Source organism: Caulobacter sp. GW821-FHT10E02 (genome assembly GCF_059415225.1).
This window is the reverse complement of record NZ_JBWKMV010000003.1, coordinates 572,774-588,320: the sequence shown is the minus strand read 5'-3', so window position 1 is coordinate 588,320 and position 15,547 is coordinate 572,774. Positions and strand designations below refer to the sequence as shown.

The 15,547-nt window shown below is 67.2% G+C and carries 17 protein-coding genes and 1 pseudogene; 10 read left to right on the top strand and 8 right to left on the bottom strand.

What is annotated here, in order from left to right:
• The first annotated feature begins 63 nt into the window (after positions 1–63).
• Positions 64–2,004, top strand: coding sequence for a CocE/NonD family hydrolase (locus AC07NI_RS17945; protein ID WP_494621549.1), 1,941 nt, complete (start codon positions 64–66; stop codon positions 2,002–2,004).
• Positions 2,005–2,066: 62 nt separating this feature from the next.
• Here the strand turns inward: AC07NI_RS17945 and AC07NI_RS17940 are convergent, their stop codons facing one another.
• Positions 2,067–2,243, bottom strand: a complete 177-nt coding sequence (locus AC07NI_RS17940) for a hypothetical protein (RefSeq protein ID WP_494621547.1) — start codon at positions 2,241–2,243, stop codon at positions 2,067–2,069.
• Between the two features lie 340 nt (positions 2,244–2,583).
• Between AC07NI_RS17940 and AC07NI_RS17935 the strand changes: the two are divergent.
• The 4 genes and pseudogenes from AC07NI_RS17935 to AC07NI_RS17920 all read left to right on the top strand — a co-directional run.
• Positions 2,584–2,784: pseudogene (locus tag AC07NI_RS17935) on the top strand (hypothetical protein); the annotation flags it as partial.
• Positions 2,785–2,902: 118 nt separating this feature from the next.
• On the top strand, positions 2,903–5,110 hold the full coding sequence (gene purL, locus AC07NI_RS17930; protein ID WP_494621545.1) for a phosphoribosylformylglycinamidine synthase subunit PurL: 2,208 nt from the start codon (positions 2,903–2,905) through the stop codon (positions 5,108–5,110).
• 17 nt (positions 5,111–5,127) lie between these two features.
• Entirely contained in the window at positions 5,128–5,475 is a 348-nt protein-coding gene (locus AC07NI_RS17925; RefSeq protein WP_494621544.1) for a hypothetical protein, read from the top strand.
• 55 nt (positions 5,476–5,530) lie between these two features.
• Positions 5,531–5,881 (top strand): AraC family ligand binding domain-containing protein, encoded by a 351-nt coding sequence (locus AC07NI_RS17920; RefSeq protein WP_494621542.1) that lies wholly within the window; start codon positions 5,531–5,533, stop codon positions 5,879–5,881.
• Here the strand turns inward: AC07NI_RS17920 and AC07NI_RS17915 are convergent.
• Together AC07NI_RS17915 and AC07NI_RS17910 are read right to left on the bottom strand one after the other, a co-directional pair.
• Positions 5,878–7,695 carry a PAS domain-containing hybrid sensor histidine kinase/response regulator gene (locus AC07NI_RS17915; RefSeq protein ID WP_494622266.1) on the bottom strand — a complete coding sequence of 606 codons (1,818 nt, stop codon included), beginning with the start codon at positions 7,693–7,695 and terminating at the stop codon, positions 5,878–5,880. The two genes, AC07NI_RS17920 and AC07NI_RS17915, sit on opposite strands and share 4 nt — an antisense overlap.
• A 119-nt stretch (positions 7,696–7,814) precedes the next feature.
• Positions 7,815–8,735 carry a M20/M25/M40 family metallo-hydrolase gene (locus tag AC07NI_RS17910; RefSeq protein ID WP_494621540.1) on the bottom strand — a complete coding sequence of 307 codons (921 nt, stop codon included), beginning with the start codon at positions 8,733–8,735 and terminating at the stop codon, positions 7,815–7,817.
• Positions 8,736–8,880: 145 nt separating this feature from the next.
• Between AC07NI_RS17910 and AC07NI_RS17905 the strand changes: the two genes are divergently transcribed.
• From AC07NI_RS17905 to AC07NI_RS17890, 4 genes are read left to right on the top strand one after another with little or no spacing between them, the layout of a single operon-like run.
• On the top strand, positions 8,881–9,117 hold the full coding sequence (locus tag AC07NI_RS17905; RefSeq protein WP_494621538.1) for a BolA/IbaG family iron-sulfur metabolism protein: 237 nt from the start codon (positions 8,881–8,883) through the stop codon (positions 9,115–9,117).
• A gap of 9 nt (positions 9,118–9,126) precedes the next feature.
• On the top strand, positions 9,127–10,017 hold the full coding sequence (locus tag AC07NI_RS17900) for an aldo-keto reductase family protein (RefSeq protein WP_494621536.1): 891 nt from the start codon (positions 9,127–9,129) through the stop codon (positions 10,015–10,017).
• Positions 10,018–10,069: 52 nt separating this feature from the next.
• The gene (gene grxD / locus AC07NI_RS17895; RefSeq protein ID WP_494621534.1) at positions 10,070–10,411 is read left to right on the top strand and encodes a Grx4 family monothiol glutaredoxin; all 342 of its coding nucleotides are present in this window, start codon (positions 10,070–10,072) and stop codon (positions 10,409–10,411) included.
• On the top strand, positions 10,408–10,827 hold the full coding sequence (locus tag AC07NI_RS17890) for an acyl-CoA thioesterase (protein ID WP_494621532.1): 420 nt from the start codon (positions 10,408–10,410) through the stop codon (positions 10,825–10,827). The genes grxD and AC07NI_RS17890 overlap by 4 nt, the downstream gene beginning before the upstream one ends.
• Here AC07NI_RS17890 and AC07NI_RS17885 read toward each other — a convergent pair.
• Positions 10,811–11,161: a hypothetical protein gene (locus tag AC07NI_RS17885; RefSeq protein WP_494621530.1), complete on the bottom strand. Its 351-nt coding sequence runs from the start codon at positions 11,159–11,161 to the stop codon at positions 10,811–10,813. The genes AC07NI_RS17890 and AC07NI_RS17885 overlap by 17 nt on opposite strands.
• Before the next feature lie 109 nt (positions 11,162–11,270).
• Between AC07NI_RS17885 and AC07NI_RS17880 the strand changes: the two genes are divergently transcribed.
• The gene (locus AC07NI_RS17880; protein WP_494621528.1) at positions 11,271–12,422 is read left to right on the top strand and encodes a serine hydrolase domain-containing protein; all 1,152 of its coding nucleotides are present in this window, start codon (positions 11,271–11,273) and stop codon (positions 12,420–12,422) included.
• Here the strand turns inward: AC07NI_RS17880 and htpX are convergent.
• From htpX to fghA, 4 genes are all read right to left on the bottom strand, one after another.
• Complete coding sequence (gene htpX, locus AC07NI_RS17875) at positions 12,419–13,351, bottom strand: zinc metalloprotease HtpX (RefSeq protein WP_494621526.1); 933 nt, start codon at positions 13,349–13,351, stop codon at positions 12,419–12,421. The two genes, AC07NI_RS17880 and htpX, sit on opposite strands and share 4 nt — an antisense overlap.
• A 5-nt stretch (positions 13,352–13,356) precedes the next feature.
• Positions 13,357–13,662 carry a TFIIB-type zinc ribbon-containing protein gene (locus tag AC07NI_RS17870; protein WP_494621524.1) on the bottom strand — a complete coding sequence of 102 codons (306 nt, stop codon included), beginning with the start codon at positions 13,660–13,662 and terminating at the stop codon, positions 13,357–13,359.
• Between the two features lie 274 nt (positions 13,663–13,936).
• The gene (rpsD, locus tag AC07NI_RS17865; RefSeq protein ID WP_172263139.1) at positions 13,937–14,554 is read right to left on the bottom strand and encodes a 30S ribosomal protein S4; all 618 of its coding nucleotides are present in this window, start codon (positions 14,552–14,554) and stop codon (positions 13,937–13,939) included.
• Between the two features lie 158 nt (positions 14,555–14,712).
• Entirely contained in the window at positions 14,713–15,546 is an 834-nt protein-coding gene (gene fghA, locus AC07NI_RS17860) for an S-formylglutathione hydrolase (RefSeq protein WP_494621522.1), read from the bottom strand.
• Between the last annotated feature and the right edge of the window lies 1 nt (position 15,547).

The window sequence follows — 15,547 nt, the reverse complement described above, 5'->3', positions numbered from 1 at the left end:
CGCCGCGCTGGTTGCCAACCCCGGCCGGACGCGCCAACGTCCGGCCGGGAGAGGGACCAACACATGCACATCGGAAAGACTTTCGGCGCCGCGAGCCTCGCGGTGCTGCTGATGACCAGCGCCGTCCACGCGCAGAAGGCCCCTAAGCCGGGCGCCTACAACGAGACCCCCGCCAAGCTGGTCGAGTCGACCGAGGGCTTCGACTTCGAGCGGCGGGACGTGATGATCCCGATGCGCGACGGGGTGAAGCTGCACACCGTCATCCTGGTCCCCAAGGGCGCCAAGCGCGCGCCGATCCTGCTGACCCGCACGCCCTACAACGCTACCGAGCTGACCAGCCACGCCGCCAGCGGCACGCTCGCGGCCGTGCTGCAGGGCTACGACAACGCCGCCGACGTCATCGTCGAGGGCGGCTATATCCGCGTCGTCCAGGACGTGCGCGGCAAGTACGGCTCGGAAGGCGACTACGTGATGAACCGGCCCCTGCAAGGGCCGCTGAACCCGACCAAGGTCGACCACGCCACCGACACCTATGACACCATCGACTGGCTGGTGAAGAACATCGCCGAGACCAATGGCAAGGTCGGCATCCTGGGCATCTCGTACGACGGCTTCCTGCCGCTGATGGCCCTCGTGAATCCGCACCCGGCCCTGAAGGTCTCGGTGCCGATGAACCCGATGGTCGACGGCTGGATGGGCGACGACTGGTTCCACCACGGCGCCTTCCGCCAGCAGAACATGCCCTATGTCTGGGAGCAGCAGGCCACGCGCGACAACAGCGCCAAGTGGTGGAGCAACACCCAGGACGACTACGACCTCTACATGCGCGCCGGCTCGGCCGGCGAACTGGGTCGCCAGCGGGGCCTGGACCAGGTCGGCTTCTGGAAGAAGATCACCGAGCACCCGGCCTATGACGCCTTCTGGCAGGAGCAGGCCATGGACAAGGTCCTGGCCAAGCAGCCGCTGAAGGTGCCGGTCATGCTGGTCCACGGCCTGTGGGACCAGGAGGACATCTACGGCGCCCCGGCGGTCTACAAGGCGCTCAAGCCCCTCGACACCAACGGCGACAAGGTCTTCCTGGCCATGGGGCCCTGGTTCCACGGCCAGCAGATCGAGGAGGGCTCGTCGCTGGGCGCGATCAAGTGGGACGCCGACACCGCCAAGCAGTTCCGCCACGAAATCCTGGCCCCGTTCCTGGCCCGCTACCTGAAGGACGACGCCCCAGCCGCCGACATCGCAACGGTCAACGCCTTCGAGACCGGGACCAACACCTGGCGCAAGCTGCCGTCGTGGCCGGTCTCTTGCGAGACCTGCGCGGCCAAGCCCAAGGCGCTTTACCTGCAGGCCGGCGGCAAGCTGTCGTTCAGCCCGCCCGCCGCTGGAGCGGCCTATGACGAGTACGTCTCGGATCCGGCCAAGCCCGTGCCGTACCGGTCGCGCCCCAGCCAGCCGACCGGCTACGTCCCGCCGTTCACCTGGACGCAGTGGCTGGTCGACGACCAACGCGAACCGTCGGGCCGCACCGACGTCCTGACCTTCACCACCGACGTCCTGACCGCCCCGGTGCAGATCTCGGGCGAACCTCTGGTCAACCTGATCGCCTCGACCAGCGGCACGGACAGCGACTGGGTGGTGAAGCTGATCGACGTCTATCCGGACATGGTCCCGGCCCAGCCCGAGATGGGCGGCTACCAGCTGGCGGTGTCGATGGACATCTTCCGCGGCCGCTATCGCGAGAGCTACAGCGATCCCAAGGCGATCACGCCGGACAAGCCCCTGCCCTACCGCTTCGGCCTGCCGACCACGAACCACGTGTTCAAGGCCGGCCACCGGATCATGGTGCAGGTGCAGTCCAGCTGGTTCCCGCTCTATGACCGCAACCCGCAGACCTTCGTGCCGAACATCTTCTTCGCCAAGCCGGCCGACTACGTGAAGGCCACGCAGCGGGTGTTCCACAGCGGCGACGCGGCCAGCTTCATCTCGCTGCCGGTGGTCGAGAAATAGAAACGAGAAAGGCCGGCGGGGTCGCCGCCGGCCTTCCTTCTACGGAGAGGGTGTCGATCAGGTCAGCGGTCGCCGCGCCTGACATTGTCATCCTGCCGGTTGGCCTGGCCGCCAGGGTTGCGGCCCTGCTCGTTCGGCCTGGGCTCGTCTTGCCTGGGCTGCCCTTGCTGCTGCTGCTGGCCGAGCGTTCGGCGCTGTTGGTCGTTCTGCTGCTGCGGATTGCGGTTGTTGTCAGCCATCGGGCTTACTCCTTCTACACAGCGCGCTCGTGACGCACGGAGATAGAACGAGCCCGGACTCGCGCCGTTCCTACGGTGGAGTCGCCTTATTTCCAGCTAAGCTGCGGATTTTTCAGAGATTCATCCAGAAACCCAGGCGCCACGGCGGTTCCGCAAGGATCAGCCCCGTCCTCGTCGCGCTTAAGGCAAAGCTTTCGCCCAGAGCTAGAGAATTAAGGTTAAGCCGCACCGTATGGGGGAGAGAACTGGAATCCCCGTTTCGGGTCGCGCAAGTCTTACCGAACAAGGAAATGCGAAGGCGTCGGCGGAGCCTTCGATCACACACAGAGTTAATATCACCATGGCCGACCCCGAAGTTCGGTTCCCCGAAACCTATGTCAGCGGCGTGCCCGTCTGGGCCAAGCGCCGCAAGCGCTCGGGCGTGAATCCCGTTCTGAACCTGTTGCTGATCCTGCTGGCCCTCTTTGGCGCCGTGGTCATCGGCGTCTCGCTGCGCATGGGCTCGGTCGAAAAGGGCGGCGTGGTGATCGACTACTGGCTCGGCGAAGGCGGCGCCCACCTGGAGCGGCTGATCAAGTCGATGTAGCGGCCGTGTTCAGCAGCCAAGAAAAGTCACAGCCTGTAGCGGAATCTAAGCGACCGGGTTAGAAGGCGCGCCCATGAGCACGCCCCAAAAGCCCATGGCCGAATTGGCCGCCGAGTTCGGCCTGAAACCCGCCGAATATGACGTCGTCCTGGCCCGACTGGGCCGAGAGCCCAACCTGGTGGAGCTGGGCGTCTTCTCGGTGATGTGGTCCGAGCACTGCTCGTACAAGTCCTCCAAGAACCAGCTGAAGAAGTTCCCGATCGACGGGCCGCGCGTCATCTGCGGACCGGGCGAGAACGCCGGCGTTATCGACATCGGCGACGGCGACGCGATCATCTTCAAGATGGAGAGCCACAACCACCCGTCCTACATCGAGCCCTATCAGGGCGCGGCGACGGGCGTGGGCGGCATCATGCGCGACGTCTTCACGATGGGCGCGCGGCCGATCGCTCTCCTGAACGCCCTGCGCTTCGGCGAGCCCGACCACCCCAAGACCAAGCGCCTGGTGGACGGCGTGGTCGCCGGCATCGCCGGCTACGGCAACTGCGTGGGCGTGCCCACGGTCGCCGGCGAGACCAACTTCCACAAGGGCTACAACGGCAACATCTTGGTCAACGCCATGTGCGTGGGCCTGGCCAAGGCCGACAGCATCTTCTACTCGGCCGCCCCGGGCCCGAACCTGGCGGTCGTCTATTTCGGCTCAAAGACCGGCCGCGACGGCATCCACGGCGCGACCATGTCCTCGACCGAGTTCACCGCGGACTCCGAGGAGAAGCGCCCCACGGTCCAGGTCGGCGACCCCTTCGCCGAGAAGCTGCTGATCGAAGCCACGCTTGAACTGATGGCCACCGGCGCGGTCGCCGCCATCCAGGACATGGGCGCGGCGGGCCTAACCTCGTCGTCGGTCGAGATGGCCGGCAAGGGCGGCGTCGGCATCGAGCTGAACATGGACATGGTCCCGCAGCGCGAAGAAGGCATGTCGGCCTACGAGATGATGCTGTCGGAAAGCCAGGAGCGCATGCTGGCGGTCCTGAAGCCCGGCCGCGAGCAGGACGGCCACGCCATCTTCGAGAAGTGGGGCCTGGACGCCGCCGTCATCGGCTACACCACCGACACCGGCCGCCTGGTGCTGAAGCATCACGGCGAGACGGTCTGCGACGTGCCGCTGGCTCCGCTGTTCGACGACGCGCCTCTGTATGACCGTCCGTGGGTGCAGCCCAAGCTGGACGCCCGCCTCGACCCCGCCAAGATCCCCGCCCCGATCGACTGGAACGAAGCGGTCCTGAAGATCGTCGGCTGCCCCGACATGGCCTCCAAGCGCTGGCTGTGGGAGCAGTACGACCGCCACGTTATGGCCGACACCCTGGAAGACAGCGCCACCGGCTGCGACGCCGGCATCGTGCGCATCCACGGCACGGGCAAGGCCATCGCCGTCACCAGCGACTGCACCCCGCGCTACGTCCAGGCCGACCCCTATGAAGGCGGCAAGCAGGCCGTGGCGGAAGCCTGGCGCAACCTGACGGCCGCCGGCGCCCTGCCGATCGCCATCACCGATAACCTGAACTTCGGCAGCCCCGAAAAGCCCGAGACCATGGGCCAGATCGTCCGCGCCACCGACGGCATGGCCGAGGCCTGCCGCGCGCTGGACTTCCCGGTCGTGTCGGGCAACGTCAGCCTCTACAACGAGACCAACGGCGTCGCCATTCCGCCGACCCCGACCGTCGGCGCCGTGGGCCTGCTCGAAGACTACGACCTGCGCACCGGCTTCGGCTCGGTCACCGAGGGCGACACCCTGGTGCTGATCGGCGAGACCCACGGTGAGCTGGGCGCCTCGATCTATCTGCGCGAGATCCTGGGCCGCGAGGACGGCGCCCCGCCGCCGGTCGACCTGGCCCTGGAGCGCAAGAACGGCGACTTCGTGCGCGGCCTGATCAGCTCGGGCCTCGTCGCGGGCGTCCACGACCTGTCGGACGGCGGCCTGCTGATCGCCGCGGCCGACATCGCCCTGGCCAGCAAGGTCGGCGTCACCCTGAACGCCACCAGCGCCGCCCACGCCCACCCCTACCTGCTGGGCGAGGACCAAGCCCGCTACCTGATCGCCACCCCGGACCCGGACGCGGTGCTGGAAGCGGCCAAGGAAGCCGGCGTCCACGCCAACCTGGCTGGTGTCGCGGGCGGGAACGACTTCGCGTCGAAGGACCTTTTCAGCGTTCCGCTGGATACCCTGCGCACGGCCCACGAGGCCTGGCTGCCGGGCTACATGAACGCCCCCAAGGCCTAAGAGAAAGACCGAGTACGATGCGTATCCTCGCCCTCACCGCCGTCGCCGCTCTCATGCTCGCGGCCTGCGCCCCGACCGCCGAGCCGGCCGCTCCGTCGGCCCAGACCCTGGCGGCCCAGTGCTCGGCCAAGGGCGGCTCGATCCAGCCGGTCGGCAAGGCCCAGATCCCGACCTGCGTCACGCCCTATGCCGACGCCGGCAAGGCCTGCACCGACAAGAGCCAGTGCGAGGGTAACTGCATCCTCGAAGGCAATCTCGAAGCCACGGGCGACGTCACCGGCCAGTGCCAGAAGACCAATCGCCAGTTCGGCTGCTACGCCAAGGTCGTGAACGGCAAGTCGACCGGCGCGATCTGCGTCGACTAGCGCGGAACCTTCTCGCCGCCGCGTCTCTATCCTAGCGCACGGGATGGAGACGACGATGAAGGTTCGCGGTTTCACGATCGCCGACGCGCCAATGGAGCGCTCGCCCGGCCAGGACGCCGACATCTTCGCTGGCAATCTGGTCGACGAGCGCGACGGCGGGGCGATCACCGTCGGCTACGGACGGTACGGGCCCGACCAGAGCCTCGGCGAGACCTTGGCCGTCGACGACGTGATGGTCGTCCTGGAAGGCCGTATCTCGGTCTCGACCGAGGCGGGCACGGTCACCGCCGGTCCCGGCGAGATCATCTACATGCCCAAGGGCGAGGCGGTGACCATACGCTCACACGAGAACGGCGCGGTGACGGCCTATGTCACCTATCCGCACTGGCGAGAGGCGCGCGACTAGGCCGCGTGCGTCCGGCCGGACCACCGCGCCACCGTCTCCAGCAGCTTCGTCGGATTGATCGGCTTGCCCAGATGATCGTCCATGCCCGCCGCCAGGCAGGTGGCGATCTGTTCGGGCAGGACGTTGGCCGTCATCGCCACGATCGGGGTGGCCGCGCCGCGCGCGCCTTCCATGGCCCGGATCTCGCGGGTGGCGGTCAGGCCGTCCATGACCGGCATCTGCACGTCCATCAGGACGAGGTCGAACTGGCCCTGGCGCATGGCCTCGACGCCGGCGACGCCGTCGTTGGCGGTCTCCACGTCGACGCCGAACGGCTCCAGCATGGTCCTGATCAGTTCGCGATTGACCGCGTTGTCCTCGACCAGCAGCAGGCGCACCCCGGCCTCGCCGTCCAGCAGCGGGGCGGCGTGCTCCTCGGGCGCGGTCAGCTCGGCCAGCGGACCCCGGACCTCGAACCAGAAGGTCGAGCCCCGCCCCTCGGCGCTGTCGACGCCGATCCTGCCGTCCATGCGCTCGACGATGCGGCGCGAGATGGCCAGGCCCAGACCCGTGCCGCCGAACCGGCGCGAGACCGCCGCGTCGGCCTGCGAGAAACGGTCGAAGATGTTGTCCAAGTGCTCGGGCGCGATGCCGATGCCGGTGTCGATCACCTCGCCGCGCAGCACCGCCGCGTCGCCCTCGACCTTCTGGCTGAGCGCCACGGTGATCGCGCCGTGGGCCGTGAACTTCACGGCGTTGGACAGGAAGTTCAGCAGCACCTGCGACAGGCGCGGCCCGTCCAGGTTCATCGGCCGGAGGCCCTTGCTGGTCTTGACCTTGATGACCAGGCCCTTGGCGACGGCGCGCTCCTCCACGAGGGCGGCGCAGGACGAGGCCATGGCCGCCGGGTCGAACGGCGCGGGGTCCAGCTCCAGTCCGCCGGCCTCCAGCCGTGAGAAGTCCAGCACGTCGTTGACGACGCTGAGCAGGGTGTTGCTGGCGTCCAGGATGTGGCCGACCTGGCGGGCGGCGGTCTTGGAGAGGTCGCGCGAGCGGCGCAGCACCTCGGCGAAGCCGATGATGGCGGTGAGCGGCGTGCGCAGCTCATGGGTCATGTTGGCCAGGAAGTCGGACTTGGCGGCCGAGGCCTGCTCGGCCAGTTCCAGGGCCTTGGCGAGGTCGATCTCGAGAAGCTTGCGCTCGGTGATGTCGCGCGAGGTGACCAGCAGGATGTTCGAGCCGTCGCCCAGCCGCGAATAAGAGCTCTCCAGCCAGATGATCCGGCCGTCCTTGCGGATGGACTCGTAGTCGGCGTGGACCGGTGGCCCGCCGGGGATCAGGCCTCGGATCACGCCCTGCACGCGGTTGAAGTCGGCCTCGCTGACCATGGCCTGGGGCGGCAGGGCCATGAACTCGTCGTGGGTGTAGCCGGTGATGCGCTCGATGCTGGGCGAGCTGTAGACCCGCTCGCCCTTCGGCGACCACAGGGCCACGTGGTCGGTCAGGTTGTCGCCCAGCAGGCGGTAGAGGCGCTCGGCCTCGCTGGCCTTGGCCAGGGCCGCCTGGACCTCCTCGATGGCCTTCTGCTTGGCCGCGACGCTGGCGGTCAGGTCATCGCGCATCCGCTCGACCCGCAGGCGCTGGCTGGTCAGCCAGTAGGCCAAGGGCGTGGCCACCACCAGCGAGATCACCAGGGTCGCCAGCGGCGTATAGGCCTCGGGCGCGTTCAGCAAGACGATGTTGACCAGATAGTCCATCGCCATGGCCGCCCCCACGATAAGGGCCACCGTCGGCGCGGTTTTGAAGATCCGGTCTCTCAGGACGCCCGGGCTGATCGCGTTCTCCTAACGCTGGTTTGAATCACGATGGACCTCGCCAGAATAAGGAAAGATTGCCTAGCTTCGCCAGTCGCGGCGACAATTGGTCGCGCGGAAATCCAAACAAAACCCGAGGTTTAGCGTCCCGACGCCTTGGCCACGTCGTCGAGGTCCTTCTCCAGCGCCAGGCTGGCCTGGACCACGGTCGCCACCGAGCGCTTGAAGAAGTCCTGGGGCACGGTCGCGAAGTCGTCCGTAGGCTTATGATATTCGGGATGGTCCTCGACGCCGAAATAGACCCACGGCACGCCCTTTTCGCCGAAGGCGTAGTGGTCGGACTGGTTGGTCCAGTTGTTCTGCTTGCCGTCGGCGTCGGTGTCGTGGCCCAGCTTCAGGGTCACCGGCGCGGTCGTGGCCACCTTGACCAGGATCGGCTTCAGATAAGGGAACGGCGAAGTCCCCGAGACATAGAGCTCGTTCTTGGGGTTCTTGCTTAGCATGTCGAAATTGACGTCCAGCGCGATGGTCTCCAGCGGGACCGGCGGGGCGGCGGCGAAGGCCTTGGCGCCACGCAGGCCGCTCTCCTCGGCGTCGACCACCGCCAGGATCACGTCGTGCTTGGGCGGCTTGGCCTTGAAGGCCTCGGCCACGGCCAAGAGGCCCGCCACGCCCGAGGCGTTGTCGTCGGCGCCATTGTAGATCTCGCCGTTGCGGACGCCCAGGTGGTCGTAGTGGGCCGAGACGACCATGGCCTTGCCGCCTTGCGTCCCCTTGATGCGGGCCACCAGGTTGACGCCCTGCAGTTTGGTCCCGTCGCGCTTGGCGAACTCGAACGACTGCTCGAACTTGTCGCCGATCGGCGACAGGCCGATCTCGGCGAAGCGGCCCAGGATATAGGCCCGCGCCTTCTCCGAACCCGGCGTGCCGGGCGCCCTGCCCTGCATGTCGTCGGCGGACAGGATGCGGATATCGTCGATGGCCTTGTCGCCGGGAGCGGCGAGGGCCGGCGCGGCGGCGGAGAGGATCGCGGCGGCGATCAGCGCAGAAAGACGGATCATGGCGCCTACATGCCGTGCGCCCAGCGGCGAATTCAATTAAATCTCGCGCATATCGTCGTGGACCGTCGTGACCAACGCTGTCAGCTTAGGCGCGTTGTTAAGGAATCCCGGCCACATAAGCCCTTAAGAGACCGGAGCCTTCCCAGTGCCCATGTCCCACGCCGAGCTCGAGGCCCGCCTCACCACGGCCTTCCCCGATTCCGAGATCGTGCTGACCGACCTGGCCGGCGACAACGACCACTGGAAGGCGCGCATCGTCTCGCCGGCCTTCAAGGGCCTGAACCGCGTGCGTCAGCACCAGCTGGTCAACAAGGCCCTGGCCGACGTGCTGGGCGGCACGCTGCACGCCCTGGCCCTCGAAACCGCCGCCCCGGCGGAATAGGGAGACCCGGTGCGCTATCGTCCCTTCGGAACCACGGGCATGGCGGTCTCGGCGCTGACCTTGCGCCTGGCCGAAAGCTCGCGCCTCCGGGCCAACGAATGGCGCGCCCTGATCTTCACGGCGCTGGAAAACGGCATCAACAGCTTCCAGGTCGAGGGCGACTCGCCCGAGCTGCTGAAGGGCGCCGCCGAGGCGTTCGCCAGCGTCGAGCGTCACCTGCTGTTCCTGACCTGGCGCATACGCGGCGACGCGGCGGCCCTGGGCCAGCAGGCCGTCGACAGCCTGCTGCAGTCGGCGTTCGACAGCCTGGCGCTGGACTATCTGGACCTCGTCCTGATCAACGACCCGCTGGCCCCGGCCCTGCCGACCGCCTTCGAGGCTGGCGTGCGTACGCTGGTCGAGGGCGACGCCCTGCGCGGCCTGGGGATCGCCAGCCGCGGCGACATCGATCCGCGCCTGCTGAAAAGCGGCCTGGTCACGGCCATCTCCTCGCCGTTCAACCTGTCGTCCGGCTGGGCCGAGCGCAACCGCATCCGCCATGCCTCGACCCACGACTTCGCGGTGATCGGCGAGGACTTCTGGCCCCAGGCCTTGCGCGAGGGCGGCGAGATCGCCGGCCCGAAGCCTTCCCTGTGGCGGCGCCGGTCCGACCCCCTCGCCGACATCGGCGGCTATGAGTTCCTGCACGCCACCCAAGGATGGGCCGGCGAGGATATCTGCCTGGGCTACGCCCTGACCGAGCCGTCGCTGTCGACCGTCCGCATCACCGCCGACACCCGCGCCGACGTCGAGCGCCTGGCCGCCGTGGTCGAGCGCGACCTGCCCAACGGCGTCTGCGCGCAGATCGAGATGGCTCGCTTCTCGGCCCAGGAACGCGAGAAGGCGGCCAGCCGCACTTGACCAGGGGGCTGACGGCGCCTAGCTGAAAGGCTTGAGTTCCAGGACCACCGCCATGACCGACGTCGCCTCCTCCCCCGCCATCGACTTCATCGCCAAGACCGTGGCCGAAAATCCGGTCGTGGTGTTCATGAAGGGCGTGCCGGACCAGCCGCGCTGCGGCTTCTCGTCGGTGGTCGTCCAGATCCTCGATCACCTGGGCGTCGAGTTCATCGGCGTCGACGTCCTGCAGGACGACGACCTGCGCCAGGGCATCAAGACCTTCACCGACTGGCCGACCATCCCGCAGCTCTATGTGAAGGGCGAGTTCGTCGGCGGCAGCGACATCATCCGCGAGATGTTCCAGTCGGGCGAACTGAAGACCTTCTTCACCGAGCAGGGCGTCATCGCGGCTTGAGCCGGGTCTTTACGCCTCCCTCTGACGCCTATTCCCTGACCTTCGAGCCCAAGGCGTCGGACATCGACGCCAACGGCCACGTCAACAACGTGGTCTATTTGGGCTGGGCCCAGGACCTGGCCATCGCCCACTGGGAAGCCTGGGCCAGCGAAGAGCAGCGCGCGCCCTGGAGCTGGATCGCGCGCCGCCACGAGATCGACTATCGCCGCGAACTGCTGCCGGGCGAAATCGCCACCGGCTACACCTGGGTCGGCGAACTGAAGGGCCCGCGCTTCGAGCGCTATGTCCGCATCGACGGTCCCGACGGCGAGATGTGCGCCCAGAGCCGCACCGACTGGGTGCTGATCGACGTCGCCGCCAAACGTCCGGCCCGCGTGCTGCCCTGGATGATCGAGCGCTTCACGCCGAAGGGCTAAGCACCCTGTTGGCGATGAAGATGCGATCGGCATGCGTCAGGCCCAGCTCGTCATAGGTGAACCGCAGCTCGGCCGAACCCGCCGGCCCCTTGCACAGCTCCACCCGCCTACGCGCGAAGGCGACCACCGCGTGGCCGCCCTTGCGATCGACGCGGAACACGAAGTCGGCCTTGGCCGCGCAGCCTTTCGAGGTCACCCGGATCGTCAGGGCGTCCGGGCCGGCGTGCGCCGCCAGCAGCGGCTCCAGTTCCGGGAAGGCCTCGCCCGGCGCTGCGACCAGCAGAGCGGGCGTCGTCGCGCAACCGGCCAGCGTCAGAGCCGCTCCGGTAAGCACAAAACCTCTGCGCGAGAAAACGACGTTCATCGACCTCTGTACGAGCCGCCCGAATTGCGGTGAAGATCGCCCACCGCTGGCGACATGGCCAGTCCTTGGGGAGAGTATCGTGCGTCTTCGTTCTGTTGTCCTGGCCGCGTCGCTGGCCAGCGCCTTTGCCTCGCTTGGGGCCGCCCCCGCCCACGCCGCCACCGACTACAAGAAGCTCGACGCCGAGATCGACCGGCTGCTGGCCGTCAGCAAGGTCCCGGGCCTGGCTGTCGCGGTGATCGACAACGGCAAGGTCGCCCACGTGGTCGCCAAGGGCGTGCGCAACGCGAAGGGCGATCCGCTGCAGACCGACACGATCATGTACGCGGCGTCGATCACCAAGCTGACCTTCGCCTACTACGTCCTGATGCTGGTCGACGACGGCAAGATCGATCTCGACAAGTCGATCGCCGACTACCTGCCCAAACCCCTGCCCGCCTATCCGAAATATGCCGACCTCGGCGTCGACGAGCGCTGGAAGACGATCACCATCCGCCGCCTGCTGACCCACAGCTCGGGCCTGGCCGACCAGCGGTTCTATGACCCGGAGAACAAGTTCCGCTTCAACCTCGAGCCGGGGACCCGCTACGCTTACTCCAACGAAGGCATCAACCTGGCCCAGTTCGTCATCGAGGAGAGCCTGGGCCTGAAGGTCGGCGACGAGATGAACCGCCGGATCTTCCAGCCGCTAGGCATGACCCGCTCCAGCATGATCTGGCGCGACGACTTCAAGGGCAACCTGGCCGACGGCATCCAGGAAGACGGCAAGTGGCAGGAGCATGACGACCGCTCCAGCGTCCGTGCGGCCGGCTCGCTGGACACCACGATCACCGACATGAGCAAGCTGGCGGCGGCTCTGGTCTCGGGCTGGGGCCTTTCGGCCAAGGCCCGCGCCGAACTGGACAAGCCAAGCTTCCCGATCGTCAGCGAGAGCCAGTTCCCGCCGTTCCTGATCAAGGACAACCCCGCCAACGCCAAGATCGGCCTGGCCGCAGGCATCGGCGTGGTGGTCTATGACGGTCCGCAGGGCCACGCCTTCTTCAAGGGCGGCCACAACGACATCACCGACAACCACCTGGGCTGCGTCGAGAGGGGCAAGCGTTGCGTCGTGCTGTTCAGCAACAGCGGCGTCGGCCAGCGGCTCTATCCGACGATCGCCAAGATGGTGCTCGGCGACCTGGGGACGCCGTGGGTCTGGGAATATAATCGGCAGCTGCCGATCGCGCCCTAGCCCCAGGGCCCCGCGTTCCGCCCTTCACTGGGCGGGACCAGGGTCGGCGCAGGACGTCTCGCGATCGTCCCCTGCCCCACACCCAGCTTCATCAGCGCCTCGACGCGGTTGCGGGTCGAGGGGTGGGTCGAGAACAGGTTGTCGGCGCCCTTCCCGTTCAGCGGGTTGATGATGAACATGTGGGCCGTGGCCGGATTGCGCTCGGCCTCGTGGTTCACATAGCCGCCACGGGCATAGGCCTCGATCTTCTCCAGCGCGCGGGCTAGAGCGGCCGGGTCGCCGCCGATCTCGGCGCCGATGCGGTCGGCCTCGTATTCGCGGGCCCGGCTGATGGCCATCTGCACCAGCATGGCTGCGATGGGGGCCAGGATGGCGATGGCGATCGCGCCGATCAGGCCGCCGCGATTGTCCTCGTCCCGCGAGCCGCCGAAGAAGAACGCGAAATTGGCCAGGGCCGAGATCGCGCCGGCGATGGTCGCCGTCACGGTCATGACCAGGGTGTCGCGGTTCTTCACATGGGCCAGCTCGTGCGCCATGACGCCCCGGATCTCGTCGCGGGTCAGCAGGCTGAGCAGCCCTGTCGTCGCGGCGACGGCGGCATGGGCCGGGTCGCGGCCGGTGGCGAAGGCATTGGGCTGGTCGCTCTGGATCACCGTCACGCGCGGACGCGGCAGGCCGGCCTTGGCGGCCATCTCGGCCACGTCGATCGCATAACTTCGGATCAGCGGCTCAGGGTGGCTCTCGTCCACCTCCTGCGCGCCATAGGTCCGCAGCACGATCTTGTCGGCGTTCCAGTACGAGAAGGCGTTCAGCGCCACGGCGAAGGCCAGGGCGATCAGCATCCCCGCGGGGCCGCCGATCAGATAGCCCGCGCCCATGAACAGCGCCGTCAGGCCGGCCAGCAGCAGGTAGGTCTTGAAGTGGTTCATGATCGTCAGTCGAAGATGTCGAAGAGGTCGAAGCGTTTCTTCTTGTGGCCGTGGGCGCCGTGGCGGCGACGGTCATCGTCGTCATCGTCGTAGCGCTTGTGGCCATGGTCGTGGTGATGGTCGGGACGCGTATAGGGGCGCGGCTGGCCGTAGACGGCCTGGGTCTCCTCGCGCTCCAGGGACATCAGCTTTTCAAGCTCGCCCCGGTCCAGCCAGACGCCGCGGCAGCGCGGGCACATGTCGAACTCGACGCTGGCGCGCTGCACGGCCTGCATGGAGCCGTCGCAGTTGGGGCACATCAGAAGGGGCATACGGAACCTCCGGTCCAAAAGGATGGAACGGGTGTCCTCGATGACAGGCGGCGCCTTTGGGGGAGGGGCGGTGGCGGCCGGACCCAGAACATCGAGAACACCCGATGCGGTCCGACATCACGAGTGCTTGCATCACTCGCCAGAGGGGCCCGGTCCCGCCCAACTAACCTGGGATGGTCTCAAGGCGCTTTCAAGGGCCGCCCGGCCCTTAAGGAGGCAACAAAAAAGGCCCCGGATCGCTCCGAGGCCTTTTCCGTTGGTTCGGATCCGACGCTTACGAAGCGTAGAATTCGACGACCAGGTTCGGTTCCATCTTCACCGGATACGGAACTTCCGAGAGTTCCGGAGCGCGGACGAAGGTAGCCGACAGGCCCTTGGCGTCGACCGAGACGTACTCGGCGAAGTCACGCTCGTTCGAGGCGACCGCTTCCAGGACCAGAGCCATGTTGCGCGACTTTTCGCGGACCGCGATCACGTCGCCCGGCTTGCAGCGGTACGACGGGATGTTCACGCGCTTGCCGTTCACGGTCACGTGGCCGTGGTTCACGAACTGGCGGGCGGCGAACACGGTCGGCACGAACTTGGCGCGATAGACGATGGCGTCCAGGCGCGATTCGAGCAGCGAGATCAGGTTCTCCGAGGTGTTGCCCTTGCGGCGAGCAGCTTCCTCGTAGGTGCGCGAGAATTGCTTCTCGGTCAGGTTGCCGTAGTAGCCCTTCAGCTTTTGCTTGGCGCGCAGCTGCAGGCCGAAGTCCGAAACCTTCTGCTTGCGGCGTTGGCCGTGCTGGCCAGGACCGTACGAGCGTTGGTTGACCGGGGACTTCGGACGGCCCCACAGGTTTTCACCCATGCGGCGGTCGATTTTGTACTTGGCGCTATGGCGCTTGGACATAGGTCACTCTTCTATTCGATCCGTGCCGGCTCCCCTTGAAAAGAGGTGCGATCTCAACGGCGGCTTCGGGTCAATCCGTCATAAGTTTTCCGCGCCGTCCGGCAAGCCGGCGGCGTGAAGGGGTGGCTTATGCCGAAGGGGCATAGCGGAGTCAATGTTCAGAGCCTTGCGGCGTGCCAATCCAGGTGCTCGCCGATGAAGGTCGTGATGAAGAAGAAGCTGTGGTCGTAGCCGTCCTGGCGGCGGATCGTGACCTTGCGGCCGGCATTGGCTGCGGCGGCTTCGATCAGTTCGGGCTTCAGCTGGCTTTCCAGGAAGCTGTCGGCCAGGCCCTGGTCGATCAGGATCTCGTCGAAGCTCTCCCCCGCCCCGTCCTCGATCAGGGCGCAGGCGTCGTGGGCCCGCCACAGCGCACGATCCGGGCCGAGATAGGCGGTCATCGCCTTGTCGCCCCACGGGCAGTTCAGCGGCGAGACGATCGGCGCGAAGGCGCTGACCGACTTGAAGAGGTCCGGGTTGCGCAGGGCGACAGTCAGCGCGCCGTGGCCGCCCATCGAGTGGCCGAAGACGCCCCGGCGCGCCGGATCCAGCGGGAAGGCGCCGTCGACCGCCATCAGCAGGTCGCCGGTGACATAGGCGTACATCTTGAAGTGCGGCGCCCACGGAGCCTGGGTGGCGTCGACATAGAAGCCGGCGCCCTGCCCCAGATCGTAGGCTGGATCGTCCGCGACACCCTCGCCGCGCGGCGAGGTGTCGGGCGCGACGATCGCCACGCCGTGCTTGGCGGCATGGGCATAGACGCCCGACTTCACCGTGAAATTGTCCTCGGTGCAGGTCAGGCCCGACAGCCAGACGAGATAGGGGAAAGGCCCCTCCCCGTCGGGCGTCCACACCGTGAACTTCATCGGCGTGCCGGTGCTGGTCGAGGCGTGCCGGCAATAGCGCAGCGTGCCGCCGGCAACGCGGTGGGTGTTCAGGATCTCGACGGTCATC